Origin of the sequence: Streptomyces sp. NPDC048288 (assembly GCF_043201555.1) — a bacterium.
Classification (GTDB): Bacteria; Actinomycetota; Actinomycetes; order Streptomycetales; family Streptomycetaceae; genus Streptomyces.
The window spans coordinates 703,506-720,877 of the sequence record NZ_JBICZD010000005.1 but is presented as its reverse complement, the minus strand read 5'-3'; the positions used below and the strand labels follow the sequence as shown (position 1 = coordinate 720,877).

Genomic DNA, 17,372 nt, shown 5'->3' with positions numbered 1-17,372 from the left:
AAAGGGCCGGAGGCCGAAACGACGGGCCTCGCATCTCGGCCGCGGTCACGGAGACCGCCTCAGCAGAAGCCGTAGAAAACGATTGCTGCGGACGTTACGGGCGCCCGGGCCCATTATCAAGAGGTGGGGTCCGAAATGTTGCGACGACTTGTCCGTCTGGTTATCGCGGCAGGCTGCAGGTGAACCGCAGGCTTGCATGCCCCGTTGCAGGTCAGAACACGAAGGCGACTCGGAGACGGGCAGGAGGACCTCAGGGCGGACCAGGAGCGAATTGCCGTGCCCGGCGGCTCGGCCGCACCGAGGTGCCACCCTGTCGGGGCGCTGGCGCCGTTCGGCCCGAGGAGCTCATCGCTTCCACACGCAAACGGTTTCCCCTGAGAGCGCCGTCCTCCGTGAGGACTGCTGCGTTCAGTCCCTCGGCCGGGGCGGAGCGGTGGTGGACCAGTCGATTCTGCGCACGGACTGCCGGATGACCAGCTGGGCTCCGAGCATCACGCGGTCGTCCCCGGTGCGGACGTTCTCACGTTCCAGGGCAAGGCGTACGGCGGTGCGGCCGAGTTCCTCGTAGGGCACCCGGACCGTGGTCAGTGACGGAGTCAGGTCGGCGGCGAAGGGCACGTCGTCGAAGCCCACGACCGACACGTCACCCGGTACGTCGAGGCCGGCGTCGCGTATGGCGGAGATGGCGCCCAGGGCGATCATGTCCGTGGCCGCGAACACCGCCGTGAAGTCCACACCGGCACGCAGCGCGTCGCGGGTGCGGGTGTAGCCCGAGGCCCGGGTGTAGGTCCCGTCGGTGTCCAGTTCCTCGACGTGGTCGGCGCCGTGCGCGCGCAGGGCGTCCAGGTAGCCGGACCGGCGCTCCTCCGCGCTGCTCAGATCGGGCTCCCCGCCGAGGAAGAGAATCCGTCGGTGGCCGGAGGCAAGCAGATGGGAGACGGCCTGGAAGGCGCCGCCCCGGTTGTCGTAGTCGACGACAGTCGCCGGCAGGTCCTGGTCCACCGGAGCGGGGCGGCCGACCAGGACCAGGCGGGACCCGGCGGCATCCAGCGCCTTCGCGTAGCCGGACATGCGCCGGTTGTAGGCGTCGTCGGGTACCGCGCCGCCGACGAGCAGGACGGCGGCCGCGTGCTGCTGCCGCATGAGCTGTACAAGGTCGTCCTCGCGGGCCGGGTCGTCGTGCGTGGCGCACACCAGACTCAGCCGGCCACGGTCGGCGGCCTCCTGTTCCACGCCGGCCGCGACATGGGCCAGCGACGGGCCGGTGATGTCCTTGAGAACCAGGGCCACCGGACCGGCGACCTGCCCCGACAGCGCCTTGGCGTGCACGTTGATCACGTAGTGCAGCGAGTTGACAGCGGCCATGATCCGGGCGCGGGTCTCCTTGGAGACCGGATAGTTCCCGGCCAGGGCTCGGGAAACGGTCGCTACGGACACGCCGGCCTCGCGGGCGACGTCCCGGATCGTGCTCGGCCGCTCCTTGGCGGCCTGCGCGCCGTTGGCCCTGTTCCGCCTTGCGGGGGCGCCGGACCGCGTGGTCCGCGACTCGTGGTTCCCGTTGTCCGTCACGGCTCGACGTTACTGCATGCCGGGCGCCTTGCGGCAGCCGCAGAGCAGAAGCTAGCGTTGCTGTGCAGTAATCGTTTGTCACACTTGCCTCTGCTGTCTGCGTCCCCCACCACGGTCGGAGCCTCACATGCCCATCACCATGCTCCGCTGGGGGACCGATGAACTGTCGCTCCTCGTTTCGCTCGACACGGCCGGTCCCGCGCGCCTGCTCGCGCTGGACGCGTTGGCCGCCTTGCCGGATCCGGAGCGTGAGGCGGACGCGTGCGAGCGCCTGGTCCGCGGTGCGCTCCCCCTGGTCGAGATCCAGGCCGCGGGCGGCGGGCGCTGGGGCACGTCGGGAAAACGCCATGTGGACGGAGCGCTCTCCGGTGGCCTGCGCTGCATCGGCCACCAGCAGGACGAAGACGCCGCGGGTGTGCGCACCTTGCGCGTCCGGATGGTGCACGACACGACGGGCCTGGAAGTGACGGCCGTGTACCGGCTGCGTACCGGGGTGCCCGTCCTGCGGTCCGAGGCCTTGCTGGAGAACGCCGGCCGCGCCCCGGTGACCTTGGAGTACGTCTCCTCCCTCACCCTGTCCAACCTCGCCCGCCGCCTCCCGGACGGGACTCGCTGGGAGGACGGGCTGTCGCTGTGGCTGGCCGCGAACCCGTGGAGTGGTGAGTTCCGGTGGTCCCGTGCCACCCTCGCCGAGCGGGGTCTGTACGACGTCGGCATGGTGGCGTACGGGCAGACGGGCTCGAAGAACCGCATCGCCGTGACCAGCACCGGCTCCTGGTCCTCCTCCGAATACCTGCCGATGGGCTGCCTGGAGGACGGCGGGAGCGGCCGTGCGCTGCTGTGGCAGATCGAGCACAACGGTTCCTGGCACGCCGAGCTCGGCGACCGCTTCGACGACGTCTATCTCGCGCTGTCCGGCCCCACCGACCGCGAACACCAGTGGCGCCGCCGCCTGGCGCCCGGCGGGGCTTTCCGTACGGTCCCCGCAGCCGTGGCCGTCGTAGCGGACGGTGGCCTCCAGAAGGCGGTCGGCGCCCTGCTGGACCACCGGCGCACCACCCGCCGCCCGCACCGTGACCTCGAACGGCTTCCCGTCGTCTTCAACGACTTCATGAACTGCCTGATGGGCGACCCCAGCACCAAGGCGCTGCTGCCTCTGGTCGACGCGGCAGCGGCGGCGGGAGCGGAGGTGTTCTGCATCGACGCCGGCTGGTTCGACGCCGAGCCGACCCGCGCCGCGGGCCCAGGCGGAGTACCGGGCTGGTGGGACGCGGTAGGCGAGTGGCAGGAGGCGGCACCGAGGTTTCCCGGTGGGCTGGAGGAGGTGACCGGCCGGATCCGGGAGGCCGGGATGATCCCCGGACTGTGGCTGGAGCCCGAGGTCGTGGGTGTGCGGGGCGCGGTCGCGGCAGCGCTGCCCGACGGGGCGTTCTTCCGGCGGGACGGGATCCGCCTCGCGGAGTGGGGACGTCATCAGCTCGACCTGCGGCACCCGGCCGCCCGTGCGCATCTGGACGCGGTCGTGGACCGCCTGGTGAACACTTACCGCATCGGATATCTCAAGCTCGACTACAACATCGACATCGGCCCGGGCACCGACGGACCTCGGGGCGCGGACAGCCCCGGCGACGGCCTGCTCGGCCACAACCGTGCCTACCTCGACTGGCTCGACGGCGTCCTCGACCGCCATCCCGGGCTGGTCCTGGAGAGCTGCGCGGCCGGCGGCAGCCGTACCGACCACGCGATCCTCTCCCGGCTGCCCATCCACTCCGTGACCGACCAGCAGGACTTCCGCCTGATCCCCGCGATCGCCGCCGCCGCGCCGACCGCCGTCGCCCCGGAGCAGGCCGCGGTCTGGGCCTACCCGCAGGCAGAACACACCGACGCCCAGCTGAGCATGGTGCTGGTGTCCGCCATGCTCGGCCGTATCCACCTCAGCGGCCGCCCCGACCGGCTCAGCAGTGACCAGATGGCCCTGGTGTGCGAGGCTCTGGCCGTCTACAAGACCTACCGGCATCTGCTGCCCGCCGCCCGCCCGTACTGGCCGCTGGGCCTGCCGGGCTGGCGGGACGGCTGGCTCGCCCTCGCCCTGGGCGCCCCGGACGGTACAGCGCTGCTCGCCCTGTGGCGGCGGGCCGGGGCACCGCCCACGGTGACGATCCCGCTGCCCGAAGCCGGACGGCCGAGGGTGCTGTTCGAAGCGGGTGAGCCGGTCCGGCTCCAATGGGACGAGTGCGGGCGGGCCCTGCGGGCCGAGCTGCCGGCCGAGGACTCGGCGGTGCTGATCGCGCTCGACGCCCCACCGGGCGACCGACCCCGAACGGCCATGATCCGTCGGTGACACCTCCCCGCCCGTGGACCGGCCGGACACCGGCCGGGCCGGGCGTCCCGGCTTCCGGACACGACGGCGCCGGCCTGCGGAGCAACTCCGGGGGCCGGCGCCGCACTTCAGGGTCTCACCGCTTGTACAGCACCACCGTGGTGCCGGGCTGGACGCTCAGTTCGGCGTTCCCGCTCACTTTCGCCCCGGTCACCAGGTCCGTCGACGCGCCGAAGCCCTTCATGGCCAGGGTGTAGGTGCGGTCCTCGGTGGTGTTCATCGCGATCAGGTACGGGCCGTACTCGCACCGGTAGAAGGAGGCACGGCCGGCGTACGGGCTCTCCACGCCCGTGGCCCGCTCCGGGGCGTCGTCGGGGGCCTTGGCCAGGGGCAGGACCTGGCCGGCGAACGCCTGGTGCAGCGTGTCGCCCGGCGGGGTGAAGCCCCCGTCGGGGATGTCGTTGTCGGTGACGGTGAACTCCCAATTGACCCAGTCGGGTTCGGTGAAGGCACGGCCGTCCGGGATGTACTTCACGTCCTGCCAGACGGTGGCCGACCGCTCCAGCCCCGCCGCGGTGATGTGGTGGATCCGGGCGAGCCGGTTGACGCCCCAGCGGGCCCGCCAGTACAGCGACGCGTACAGGATGTCGTCGCCGTGTTTGACGGCCACCAGGCCGTTCTCCGGGTCAGCGAAGACGAAGTCGGGCCCGCCCTGCGTCATGGGCAGTTGGGCGCCGCTGCCGGTGGCTCCTGAGATGTAGGCGTAGTCGTCGGCCGTGGAGAGCAGGTTGAGGTTGGTGCGGGCCGAGACGGTCAGCTCATAGGTGTCCTGCAGGACGTTGAAGATCTGGTGGTCGGCGATGGACTGCTGGGTGTACGAGGTGAGGTCGGGGTCCTTCAGCAGGGCGGCCAGGCGCAGCGGGTGGCCGTCCCACTTGTTGCCCTCGTCGTAGGACACCACCCCGGGGTAGATGACGTCGCGCCAGCCGATGAGCGCCTCCAGCCGCATCGACTGGTAGCCGTCCCGGTCCAGGGCCGGGTAGTGGAAGACCGCGCGCGCTTTGACGATCTTGAGGAGGTGGTCGTGCAGGGTGCTGTCGTCGACGCCGCCGATACCGATGACCGCGTCGTAGGCCAGGGAGAGCCATTCCTGGAGTTCACCGTAGTTGCCGGCGTATCCGAGCTCCTTGGAGATGCCCTTCTTGGTCACCTGGTAGTACGAGCCGCCCAGCGGCTTCGTCGGGGTGCCGTCCTCCTCCTCCGGGCCGAGCCAGGGGACCAGGCCGAGAGCCTGGTAGAGGTAGTCGCGGGCCTTCTCCTCCCCCCAGGCGTCGGCGGAGCCGAGGTAGGTGAGGCCGCGGTCGGCGAGGTAGAGGCCGATGGAGCAGATGATGGCCTGGTTGGTGTACTGCGGTATGTGCCGGCGCCAGTATTCGCGGCTGTCCAGCAGCATCTTCGTCCAGGCGTCCCGGCGTACGACCGGCGTGTAGCTGGAGCCGTCCGGCTCGGTCATGGTCAGGTCGTCGAACCAGGCGGTGCCCGCGCCGGACAGGCGGATGCTGATCGTGGCCTGGGTGGCCGCGCTCGGTGTGTCGAGGGAGGCGGTGACGTGTTCCCAGTCGTGGGTGCCGGAGGAGGCGTAGTACTTGTGGTCGCTGCCGACCAGGGTGCCGCTGTCGTTGTAGAAGAGGATGTCCAGGTAGGCGCTGTTGCTGCCGACGCCGTCCGTCTTGATCCAGGCGCCGTAGGTGTAGGTTCCCTGGTCGACGGGGAGTTTGGTCGATGTGGTGTAGCCCACCACGCCCGAGCTGGGGACGGTCATCTTGGCGGAGGCGTGGCCGGTGCGGTGGACGGTGGTGTCGCGGGCGGCGGTGCCACTGCCGGTCCAGGTGGACGCCTTCCAGCCGGTCGTGCCGAACTCGAAGCCGGGGTTGGTCAGACCGTAGGTCGAGCCGAGTACCGGCTCGTCCAGCAGCGGCGCGAGGTCGTCGGCGACGCCGAGCAGGACCAGACCGAGCCGGCCCAGGCCCATCCACTGCTGGCTGGAGCCGGTCATCACCGTCGAGCTGGCGTCGTACTTCCAGTAGATGCCGTCCAGGCTGCGTGCGATCTGCGGCGGAACGGCGATGTTCTGGTAGGCGGCCGTCGCCGGCATGTTGTAGGCGCGGGCGAGGAAGTCCAGGTACCACGGCTCGGTCTGAGCGGTGGTGCGGGCCGCCTCGCTCGCGGCCTGGGCGAGAACCCGGGTGTTGATCGTGTCGATGACCTCGCTGCCCGGGGAGGTGCGGACGGCCGGGGTCGGCAGGGCTCCGGTGACGTCGTCGGCGGCGGGGTCGAAGTACGGCTCGTCGTGGGTGTAGAGCCGGTACAGGGTGCGGCTGGGACCGGACATGTCCTGGTAGTACGTGTCGGCCGAGGTCGCGTAGACGGCGATGTATCCCATGGAGCGGATCTCCAGGGCGACGGACGTCTTGCCGGCCGTCAGGTCGGCGGGCAGCGGCAGGGTGTGGAAGTAGAAGCGTTCCGGGGTACGCGGGTCCTCGCTCGCGATGTCCAGCGGGTCGACGGCACCGAGGTGCATGTGGCCGATCTGCTTGCCCTCGGCGTACAGCTGCAGCCGGCCGAGATCGGCGCCGCTCTCCGAGCCCCACAGCTTGATGGTGACGTAGGTGGCGCCTTTGGGCTTGCAGGCCAGGGTCGCGGAGACAGTGCCGCCCCAGAAGCCCGCGCTGTCGGGGGCGTTGAGCACCCGGCCGGTCTGGTCCAGTGCGCCCGAGACGGTGTCGGAGAGGGTTGCGCTCAGGCCGTGGGCGCGCTCCGAAGCCGTGTCCCCGAGGACCAGCGTGTCGAGCGGGCCGGCGCAGGAAGCGTCGGCGGCGGCTGCCTGTGGGCGGATGCCGCCCTGCCACAGCCAGCCCGCGGCGGTGGCGCCGGCCGCCGCCTTGAGCAGCGATCTGCGCTGGAGGGATTCGGACACGGTGAACGTCCTTTCGGCTCTGGAGAAGTGGTGACGCAAGGCGTTGCGAGGGATGAGAAAGGAGGAGCCGGCCCTCGCCGCGAAGTCCGCGCGGGGCCGGTGTGGGCACGTGGCACGGCCGGCGTGTCGTGGGTCGAGTCCGGATCGACGCGGCCGGAAGCGGGGGCCCTGAAGGATGCCGATGCCCGTCCCGTTTCCCGGTTTCAGCTGGAGGAGGTGTTCTTGCGGTACAGGACCATGGTCGTGCGGGGGCCGATCTTGGGCCGCTGTCCCTTGCCGATCGTCTTCCCGCCGACCAGGTCCTTGGCCGGGCCGAATCCCGCGTGGGCGGGGAGGGTGAAGACCTTGTCGGTGGTGGTGTTCATGGCGATGAGGTAGTCGCCGTACTCGCAGTAGTACAGCGGTGCCCGGCCCACCATCAGCTTCTCGACCCCGTAGGTGGTGCTGCCGAGGGCCGGGTCCTTCACGTCCGAGGGGATGGGGGCCAGTTGGTGGACGTCGCCCGCGAGCGCCTGCTCCAGGGTGTCGCCGGGGGGCGGGTAGCCGCCGGCCGGGAGCGTGGCGCTCGGGTCGTTGATGGCGTAGTCCCACAGGATCCAGTCCTGGACCGTGTAGGTGTCGTCCGTGAGGCCCGCCGTGTGCTGGCGGATGGTGCCGGAGCGTTGGTCGGTGGGCGTCAGATGGTGGATGCGGGCGTAGTTGTTGACGGCCTGGCGGGCGCGGAAGTAGAGGGAGGCGAAGAGGATCTCCTGCCCGTTCTTCAGGGCGACGACGCCGTTCTCCTCGTCGGTGAAGGCGAAGTCGTCGGCGTCCCATCGGGTGGGGAGGGTGGCCGGGCGGCTGGGCAGGGCCTGGAAGGCGTCCCAGTCGCGGGAGACCAGCCGCAGGGCGTTGAGGCCCACCCGCCTGCTGGTGTTGGAGACCAGCAGGTCGAGCTGGTCGTAGAACTGGCCGTCGTCGCACATTTCCTGCGTCCAGCCGACGATGTCCGGGTCGGGGAAGACGGCGGCGCTCATCACCGGGTGGGAGTCCCAGGCGATGCGGGAGGCGTAGGCGACCTCGCTGGGGTAGACCTCGTTGCGCCAGCCGATGACCGACTCCAGCTTGGCGATCTTGTATCCGTCGCCGTCCACGTCGACGACACGGAACAGGCCGCGCGTCTTGATGATCTTGATGATCTGCTTGCGGATCTCGGCCGGGGGGTCCTGCGGGCTGTAGCCGCGGGTGATCGACTCCCATAGCATCACCAGCCAGTCGAGCACCTCGCCGTAGCTGCCCACGTAGCCCAGTTCGCGGGTGAGACCGGCATCGGTGACGACGTAGTAGTTCTCGCCGAGGATCTTGGACGGGTTGCCGTCGGCGTCCTCCCGGCCCAGCCACGGATCCAGACCGACTGCTTGCCTGACATAGCCGAGGATCCTGTCCTCGGACAGTGCCGCGTCCGAGCCGAGCAGGCGAAGTCCTCGGTTGGCCTGGTACAGGCCGATCGCGCAGATGATGACCTGGTTGCTGTAGTGCGGGAAGTGCTGACGCCAGTACGAGAGGCTGGCCTTCAGCATCTCCTCGTAGGCCGCGCGGCGGGTGGGTACTTCGGTGGCGGTGACACCGTCGGGTGCGGTGAAGGCGAGATCGTCGAACCATGCGGTGCCGGCGCCGGACACACGGATCTGGACCTCCGCGTACGAGGCACTGGCCGGAGTCGTGAGGGTGATGCCGGCCTGTTCCCAGTCATGGGTGCCGGACGACACGTACGCCTTGTGGTCGCTGCCGATACGGGTGCCGGAGGAGTCGTAGAAGAAGACGTCGATGTAGGCGCCCTTGGACGCGACGCCGGAGGTCTTGATCCAGGCGGTGTAGGTGTAGTCACCCTGCTCCACGGCGAGCCTGCGGGTCGGGATGAACCCGATGGTGCCGGCGCTGGGGACGCTCAGGCAGGCGGAGGCGGTTCCGCTCCGGGAGACGGACGTGTCCCGGGTGAAGGTGCCGGCGCCGCTCCAGGTGTTCTTCTTCCAGCCGGTCGGCAGGGTGTAACCGTTCTCGAATCCGGGATTGACCAGTTCGGAGAGGGAGCCGGTCAGCGGTTCGTCGAGCAGGTCGCCCAGGTGCTCCCACAGCAGGGCCAGGACCAGGCCCACCCGGCCGAAACCCTGCCACTGCTGGTCCGAGCCGGTCAGTACGGCAGCGGAGTCCTGCCAGGCGAGATAGCGGCCGTCGATGGCCTGCAGCACCTGCCGGAGAGCCGCCTCCTGCCCGTACGCGGGGCTGCCGGACCACAGATAGCCCTCGGCCATGCTCTGGAATCCCCAGGCGTCCAGGCCCCACGGGTTGTTGTAGTCGAGGAGTCCGGTCTGATCGCTCTGCACCCGGGCCTTGATCGTGTCCATGACCTCCGCGCCGGGAGAGGTGCGGGTCGCATTCTCCGGCGCGGCGCCCTGCGCCTCGCCGGACGACGGGACGAAGTACGGGGAAGTGTGGGTGTAGATCCGGTAGATGCCCCGGGACGCGGTGGTCATGTTGTAGTAGAGCTTCGCCTGTGTGGCGCCGTAGGACCAGATGCGGCCCATCGACCGGATCTCCAGCCGGACCGTCTCCTTGCCCTCGGTCAGCTTCTCCGGCAGTGGCAGGGTGTGGAAGAAGAACCGCCCGAGAGCGCGGGGCGAGGTGTCCATGATGTCGAGGCAGTCCACGGCGCCCTGGTCCTCGTGGCCGACCTGGAGGCCGTCGCAGAACAGCATGAGGCGCCACATGTCGGTGCCGGCTCCGGCGTTCACCGAGGTGGAGTCGTGGTCGTCGCCCCAGAGCCGGACGGTCACATAGGTGACGCCCTTGGGGGCGACGGCGACGTCGAAGGCGAGCGTGCCGCCCCAGAAGGACACCGGGTCGCTGGGGTTCAGTACGCGGGCACTCTGCCCGAGCCCTCCGGTGGTCACGTCGGACAGGGTGGCGGTGAGGTTGTGGGCGTCCTCCGACGTGGTGTCGCCGAGGACGACGACGTCGAGGGGCCCGCAGCCGGTCGTACTGGAGCTGTCCGAGGACGCGGTGGCCGGCGCGGCGCCGATCCAGCCGGCCCCGGCGATGACGGCGCCGGCGACGGTGGCGCACTGCAGAACGGTGCGGCGGCCGAGTTCGTTGGGCATGACGGGGGCCTTTCTGGGCGGATGGCCGCGCGGGGACGCGGGCGTCAAAGAGCAGCCGAACCGGGCCGGCCGGCCGGCGCGACGCGGGTGATCGGTGGGTGCGCCGTGGTCGGCACGGTGGCGGGCCTCGACCTGCTGCGCCGGGGACAGTGGATCGGCGCGGGAAGCAACAGCGGTGTAAGCGATGGCAGCGGGCCACCCCCACGCGCTGACCGCGCTCCGGGGGTGGGCATGGATTCTGATCGCGCACGTGGGGGGCGGATCAGAGAGCCGATGGCTCACCCTGGAGGCGCGGCGCGTCTCGGACGGTGAGGCAACCGGGATCGAAGCGACCGCCGGAAACGGGCAGCCTCTGATGGGGCGGGAGCGGGGAGAGGTTCCTCAGCGCCGGCGTGCCGGTGCGGGAAGCGACTGCCGCAGACCCTCGGAGGCGATCTGTCGCGTACCCACGCGATCAGGGAAGCAGCCTGGGGGAACGGGCGCGGCGACCGCGGTGGACGGGGGGCCGCTGCTGCAGGCGATGAGCCCAGGGTGGACGCCGGGCGTCGGCATGACGCCAATGGCGCGCACACCCCGGCGTGTGGCTCCGGACATGGCAATCCTCACTGTTGCCCAGACCAGCGCGGGCCGGGGCGGGGAGCAGGCCGCCCTGACAGGCGGCTGAAAACGATTGCTGCCGAAGGTAGGGCCGGGCAAGCCGTCGAGCAAGAGGTCGACGCGAATTTTGTTGCCGGGATTTGTCGCGAAGATGTCCGTGAGGTCTGCGATCGCGGAAGAAATGCCACGTCAGCGTCGCATGAGACGTTACACGGGTCCGCTTCGTCCCAGACATATTGACCAGAGCCCGCCGCCCTTCCTAGAGTAGTAAACGATTCCCATACCTCGATCTCTCATCTGGAGCGCCCCGCGTGGCTGACCGAACGACGGCGCTTTTCGCCATGGACCCCCAGCACCTGCCCGGCCTGTTTCCCCCCGGGCTCATGAACCGCCTGGACGACCTCTTGGACGTCCGCGAGCTGCGGGCCTTCGACCGGTTCGAGGAAGCCGAGGCGAAGGCCGCACTGGCCCATGCCGAAGTGCTCATCACCGGCTGGGGCTGTCCGCCTCTCGACGAGGCCCTGCTGGCGGCGGCGCCCCGGCTGCACACGGTGCTGCACTCCGCGGGCAGCGTGCGCCACCTCCTCGCCGAGGCCGGCTGGAAGCGCGGCATCGCCGTCTCCTCGGCGGTGCAGGCGAATGCCGGGCCGGTGGCCGAGTACACGCTCGCGGCCATCCTGCTGTCCGGCAAGAACGCCTTCGCGCTCAACCACTGGTACGCCCGCAACGCAGCGTATGCGGCCGCGCCGCAGCTGGCCGGTATCGGCAACTACCGCCGGCGGGTGGGCATCATCGGCGCCTCCCGGGTCGGGCGGCGGCTCGTGGAACTGCTGCGCCCGTTCGACTTCGTCGTCTCCCTCAGCGATCCCTATGTCGACGAGGCGGAGGCCGCCCGGCTCGGTGTCGGACTGCTCCCCTTGGACGACCTGTTGCGCACCAGCGACATCGTCAGCGTCCACGCGCCGTCCCTCCCCGAGACCCACCACCTTCTGGACGAACGGCGGCTGGCGCTGATCCCCGACGGCGCCGTGCTCATCAACACCGCCCGGGGCGCCCTGATCGACCATGACGCGTTGACCGCCGAGCTGGAGTGGGGGCGTCTGAGCGCCGTACTCGACGTGTCCGACCCCGAGCCCCTGCCGGTGTCCTCTCCCCTGCATCACCTGCCGAACGTCTTCCTCACCCCGCACATCGCCGGCTCGCTCGGCAACGAACTGGAGCGCCTCGGGCAGACCGTGGTCGACGAGGCCCAGCGCCTGGTCGACGGCCTCCCGCTGCTGCACCGCGTCCACCAGGAGGAACTCTCCCGTGTCGCCTGAGCAGACACCCGTCACCAGCCTCGGCCCCATCGCGCCCACTCCGCATGCCGCCGTCGCTCTGCGTCCCGCCGCGGGCCGGGTGACCGGGGGCTTCTGGGCCCAGCGCAGGACCACCAACGCCGACATCTCGATCGCGGACGGACCCCGGCGGCTCGAAGAGGCAGGGAACCTCGCCAACTTCCGGGCGGCGGCGGACACGGATCCCGGGCACGCCGCGTTCGCCGGCGACTTCCAGTTCCAGGACTCCGACGTCTACAAGTGGCTGGAGGCCGCCGGCTGGCAGCTTGCCGACAGCCCCACTCCCGACCTCGCGGCTGCGGTGGAGCAGATCATCGCCCAGGTCGGGGCAGCCCAGCGCCCCGACGGCTACCTGCAGACCTACTACCAGCTCGGCGGCGGCACCCCGTGGACCGAACTCGGCTGGGGCCATGAACTGTACTGCGCGGGACACCTGATGCAGGCCGCCGTCGCCCACCACCGTGCGACCGGCGGCACCGAGCTGCTGGACGTGGCAGTACGGTTCGCCGACCACATCGCCGCCACCTTCGGCCCCGGTGCGGCCGTCGACGGTGTCTGCGGGCACCCCCAGGTGGAGACCGCCCTGGTCGAGCTGTACCGGACCACCGGCGGGAAGCACCACCTGGACCTGGCGCGCTACTTCCTCGACCGCCGCGGTCACGGAACGCTCTCCGCCGGCGCGGACCGTGGACACGACCGCGACCCCGGCCCGGAGTTCTGGCAGGACCACCTCCCCATCCTCCAGGCCGACGAGGTGGTGGGCCACGCCGTACGCCAGCTCTACCTCCTCGCCGGAGCCGCCGACCTCGCCATCGAGACCGGCGACACCGCGCTCACCGCGAAACTGGAAGCCCTCTGGCAGGACATGGCCGGCGCGAAGACGTCCCTCACAGGGGGCGTCGGCGCACGCTACGACTGGGAGGCGTTCGGTGATCCCTACGAACTGCCCGCCGACCGCTCCTACAACGAGACCTGTGCCGCCATCGCCTCCGTCCACTTCAGCTGGCGGATGGCCCTGCTCACCGGCCGGGCCCGCTACTCGGACCTGATCGAGCGCACCCTCTACAACGGCTTCCTCAGCGGTGTCGGCCTCGACGGACTGCACTGGCTCTACGTGAACCCGCTGCACCGGCGCGCCCGCGCCCACGAACGCCCCGGCGACCAGACCGCCACCCGCACCGAATGGTTCCGGTGCGCGTGCTGCCCCCCGAACGCCATGCGGCTGCTCGCCGGACTCCCCCACTACTTCGCCACCCACAACAGCGAGGGATTCCAGCTGCACCAGTACGCGACCGGCGTCTACGGCAGCGGCCACTTCACTGTGCGCGTGGCGACCAGATACCCGTGGGAAGGACGGATCACAGCGACGGTCGAGCAGGCACCACCGAGCGTCACCGGCTTCAGCCTGCGCATCCCCGCATGGTGCGACCGGTTCCAGGTCAAGGTCAACGGCGCGGCTGTGGACGTCTCGGCCCGTGACGGCTGGGTGACCGTCTCCCGTGCTTTCGCGCCCGACGACACGCTCGTACTCGACCTCGGCATGCCGGTCCGTTTCACTCGGCCCGATCCTCGCGTCGACGCACTGCGCGGCATGCGCGCGCTCGAACGCGGGCCCCTGGTGTACTGCCTGGAGGACGCCGACCAGATCCCGGGGCTGGACCTGGAGGAGATCGTCGTGGACCCGGCCGTAGCGGCCACGGTGACCGCGCGGCCCAACCTCCTCGGCGGGGTGAACACGGTGACGCTGCGCGGCCGACGACGGCGGACCAGCCACGACGACTGGTGGCCCTACCGCGCCGACGGGAAGGCCGACACGGCGGGAGACGAGGTCCAGCTCACCGCCGTCCCGTACGGCGTCTGGGGTAACCGGGACAGCGGCGCCATGCGCGTGTGGCTCCCCGAACGAGCCCCCGGCACGGACTGACCAGGGGCACTGGCGGAGTCAGCCACGCGCACAGGTGTTGGGCAAGCCCGGCCGGCGGACTGTCCGGCCGCCGAGCCCGGATGCGGGCTGCGGTGGCGGGGGCGCGGCTGAATCTTCCAAAATCCATCGGAAAGCCCGGAGGATCTTGACGGATGGAGAGCTGGCTCAGCGTCCACTCCGCAGGCCGAAAAGTAACGATATGCTCAAGTATTGGCAGGTGATATGCGGAGTGAGCCCAGGCGGCACCGGGGCTCGGGAAGCAGGCCCAGGTGACGGTCAAGTGGGATGACACCGAAGCTCTGAGCCACGCCCACGACCGCTTCCTGGGCGAGCGTCCGGTGGGCGGCAGTGTCCGTGCGTCGGTTCTGCGCTCCTGGCAGCGATCCCGGTCACGGGGAGTCGCGGCCGATCACATCGATGTCGTCTACCACCAGGATCTGGACTTCGGCGGCCTGCTCGACCAGCTCGCCGGGCCGGTTCTGGACGAGCTCGCGTCGAGGGTCTCCGGTATCAGGGTGTGCATCGCCCTCTGCGACGAGCAGGCACGCGTACTGGCGCGCCGCGTCGGCGAACCCTCGCTCAACGGCTTCCTCGACACCATTCAGCTCGCGCCCGGCTTCGGCTTCCCCGAGCCGGGTGTCGGCACCAACGGGATGGGCACCGCGCTCGCGGCCAGGCGCCCGTCGTTCATCTGCGGGCGCGAGCACTACGCCGACATCATGCGCCCCTTCGCCTGCGCCGCCACCCCCATACGCGACCCGCTCAGCGGGCGGATCCTGGGTGCGCTTGACCTGACCTGCGACCACAAAGACGCCGAGGTCTCCATGCTGGACCTGGTCAGCGCGACAGCGGAGATCATCGAACAGCGCCTGCTCGGACAGATCCGCAGCCGTGAACGGGCTCTGCTGTCCGCCTTCCTGCGGGCCCGCCGCCAAGCGGGCACCGGGGAGGACTGGTCCGGCGAGCCGGTGACCATCGGATTGCTTCCCGATGACCTGCTGGAGCAGCGCGACCGCATCCTGCTGCTGGAGAGAGCAGCCGAAATGATCTCCACGGGACGCACCAGCCTCGCCGAGGCCCAGCTCGCCCATGGCCGTGTCGCCCTTCTGCTGAGCCGGCAGGTGCACAGCCTCACCGGGGTGACCGGGCTGGCCGTGGAGGCGGTGCTGCCCGACGGGACGCTGCGCCGGCTGGACTCCACAGCAAGAAGATCCACCGAGACGATCATCGAATCCGCTGATGGCTCCGTCCCACGCGACGCGCAGACGGTGCTGCCGCCGCTGCGGCGGGCCACCCCTGCGCGTAGACCGCCCCCCTCTGCCCCACCGGCCACCACCCGATGGCTGGTCGCTGTGGGCGAAGCGGGTGTGGGGCGCCTCGCACTGCTGTCCCGGCAGCGTCTGTCGCTGCTCACCGAAGCCGGGTGCCGAATCGGCTCCACGCTCGATGTGACGCATACCGCCGAAGAGCTGACCGAGGTCGTGGTCCCGAAGTTCGCCGACTTCGCCGCCGTCGACCTGCCCGATGCGGTGCTCGCCGGAGAGGAACCGCCCGGCCCGAGTGAGCCGACCCGTCGCGTCGCGCTGAGGGGAGTCCACCCGAACTCGTCGCTGCACGAGGTGGGCACGCTGATCACACCGTCCCCGGCCACCCCACAGGCGATCAGCCTGACCACCGAGGAATCGGTCCTCGAACCGGACCTCAACGCCGCGCCCGGGTGGACCGCCCAGGACCCGGGCCGCGCCGCCCGGATCCGTGAAGCCGGCATCCACTCACTCATCACGGTGCCGCTGCGTGCCCGGGGCGCGGTCCTGGGCGTGGTCAGCTTCTACCGCTCACGGCAACCGGGCCCCTTCCAGGGGGACGACCTCTCACTCGCCGAGGAACTCGTCAGCCGCGCGGCGGTCTGCATCGACAACGCCCGCCGCTACACCCGCGAGCACTCCGCCGCCCTCGCCCTGCAGACCAGCCTGCTGCTCCACGAACTACCCCAGCAGAACGCCGTCGAGGTCGCCCACCGCTATCTGCCCGCGCGCGGCGGAGCCAGCGGTGACTGGTTCGACGTCATCCCACTGTCCGGGGCCCGGGTGGCACTGGTCGTCGGCGACGTGGTCGGCCGCGGAGTGCGCGCCTCGGCCACGATGGGGCGGCTGTGCACGGCGGTACGCAACTTCTCCGATCTCGACCTGCCGACCGACGAGGTCCTGGCCCACCTCGACGACCTGGTCGCGCGCCTCGATTCCGAACAGGAGGGGCGGGGACGTGCCGGGGAGGTGATCGCGGGCGCCACCTGCATGTACGCGGTCTACGACCCGGCCTGCCGACGCCTCACCATGGCCAACGCCGGAAACCCGGCACCGGTTCTGATCCGCCCGGACGGCGCCGTCGACTGTGCCGAAGTGCCGACCGGGCCGCCCCTGGGCCTCGGCGGCGGTCCGTTCGAGACCATCGATATGCACCTGGACGAGGGCAGTGAGCTGGTGCTCTTCACCAACGGCCTGCTCCGCGACCGCTCCTGGGACGCCGACACCATGCTCACGGCGATGCGCGAGGCGCTCGCCGGCCCCGCCCGCACCCCGGAACAGGTCTGCCACACGCTGCTGGAGACACTGCTCCCCGCCGGCCCCCAGGACGACGTGGCGCTGCTGGTCGCGCGCACCCGTGCCCTGGACGACAAGCAGGTGGCGCAGTGGGATCTGCCTGTCGACCCGGCCGCCGTCTCCGGTCTGCGCTCGGCCGTGACCGGACAGCTCGCCGAGTGGGGGCTGCAAGAGCTGGCGTTCACCACCGAGCTGGCCGTCAGCGAGCTGGCCACCAACGCCATCCGCTACGGCGGTGCCCCGATCCAGGTACGGCTGCTCCGTGACCGCGCGCTGATCTGCGAGGTGACCGACGGCAGCAGCACCTCCCCGCGGCTGCGCCGTGCCAAGAACACCGACGAGGGCGGCCGAGGCCTGTTCCTGGTCGCCCAGCTCACCAATCGCTGGGGCACGCGGTACACCGGCGACGGCAAGGTCATCTGGGCCGAGCAGCCTTACCCGTGATGGTGGCCCGCTGGGCGGGTCGCCAGTGGTCGAGCGATTCGGTTTCCGGTCCGCAGGAGCATTCTGATCGATACACCGGTCACCTGCTCACTGATCACCTGCGATGGCTGAACACTCTGGGACCACGCGTCCGAAGGGTGTTGCACAGGGCTCCGAGCTGGGCGTCTGCTGAAGGTGGTACGGGAGCGGGGCGGGAACGGCGCCTTGCCGGGACGGCCGTGGTCGCTGTCGCCGGCCGAGCGGGTGCTGCTGGTTGCCGTGTACTACCGCGCGAACCTGACGATGCGGCACCTCGGCCCGCTGTTCGGTGCCTCCTGCTCGGGAGAACCTCGTTCCCGTCGCTGCGCTGCGCCGTCTCAAGGACCCGGGCGGGGGCGCGGACGACCTGCTGCGCGGTGTCTCTCGCTGAGCGATGCGGGCGCGCGGCGCGTGTCCACGTATTCGGGTGGGGTGCGCCGCCGGCCGGC

At 70.5% G+C, this 17,372-nt stretch carries 7 protein-coding genes and 1 pseudogene; 5 read left to right on the top strand and 3 right to left on the bottom strand.

Going from position 1 to position 17,372, the window contains the following annotated elements:
* Positions 1-408: 408 nt before the first annotated feature.
* Positions 409-1,569: a LacI family DNA-binding transcriptional regulator gene (locus ACGFZS_RS21995; RefSeq protein WP_393796550.1), complete on the bottom strand. Its 1,161-nt coding sequence runs from the start codon at positions 1,567-1,569 to the stop codon at positions 409-411.
* Positions 1,570-1,696: 127 nt separating this feature from the next.
* Here ACGFZS_RS21995 and ACGFZS_RS21990 point away from each other — a divergent pair, with 127 nt between their 5' ends.
* Positions 1,697-3,910, top strand: a complete 2,214-nt coding sequence (locus ACGFZS_RS21990; protein WP_393796549.1) for a glycoside hydrolase family 36 protein — start codon at positions 1,697-1,699, stop codon at positions 3,908-3,910.
* Positions 3,911-4,025: 115 nt separating this feature from the next.
* Here the strand turns inward: ACGFZS_RS21990 and ACGFZS_RS21985 are convergent, their stop codons facing one another.
* Positions 4,026-6,866, bottom strand: a complete 2,841-nt coding sequence (locus ACGFZS_RS21985; protein WP_393796548.1) for a Tat pathway signal protein — start codon at positions 6,864-6,866, stop codon at positions 4,026-4,028.
* A gap of 203 nt (positions 6,867-7,069) precedes the next feature.
* Positions 7,070-10,003, bottom strand: a complete 2,934-nt coding sequence (locus ACGFZS_RS21980; protein WP_393796547.1) for a Tat pathway signal sequence domain protein — start codon at positions 10,001-10,003, stop codon at positions 7,070-7,072.
* A gap of 938 nt (positions 10,004-10,941) precedes the next feature.
* Here ACGFZS_RS21980 and ACGFZS_RS21975 point away from each other — a divergent pair.
* From ACGFZS_RS21975 to ACGFZS_RS21960, 4 genes and pseudogenes are all read left to right on the top strand, one after another.
* On the top strand, positions 10,942-11,919 hold the full coding sequence (locus tag ACGFZS_RS21975) for a hydroxyacid dehydrogenase (RefSeq protein ID WP_393796585.1): 978 nt from the start codon (positions 10,942-10,944) through the stop codon (positions 11,917-11,919).
* Positions 11,909-13,861 (top strand): glycoside hydrolase family 127 protein, encoded by a 1,953-nt coding sequence (locus ACGFZS_RS21970; protein WP_393796546.1) that lies wholly within the window; start codon positions 11,909-11,911, stop codon positions 13,859-13,861. The genes ACGFZS_RS21975 and ACGFZS_RS21970 overlap by 11 nt, the downstream gene beginning before the upstream one ends.
* A 269-nt stretch (positions 13,862-14,130) precedes the next feature.
* On the top strand, positions 14,131-16,905 hold the full coding sequence (locus ACGFZS_RS21965; protein WP_393796545.1) for a SpoIIE family protein phosphatase: 2,775 nt from the start codon (positions 14,131-14,133) through the stop codon (positions 16,903-16,905).
* Positions 16,906-17,049: 144 nt separating this feature from the next.
* Positions 17,050-17,238 (top strand): annotated as a pseudogene (locus ACGFZS_RS21960) (transposase family protein); the annotation flags it as partial.
* Between the last annotated feature and the right edge of the window lie 134 nt (positions 17,239-17,372).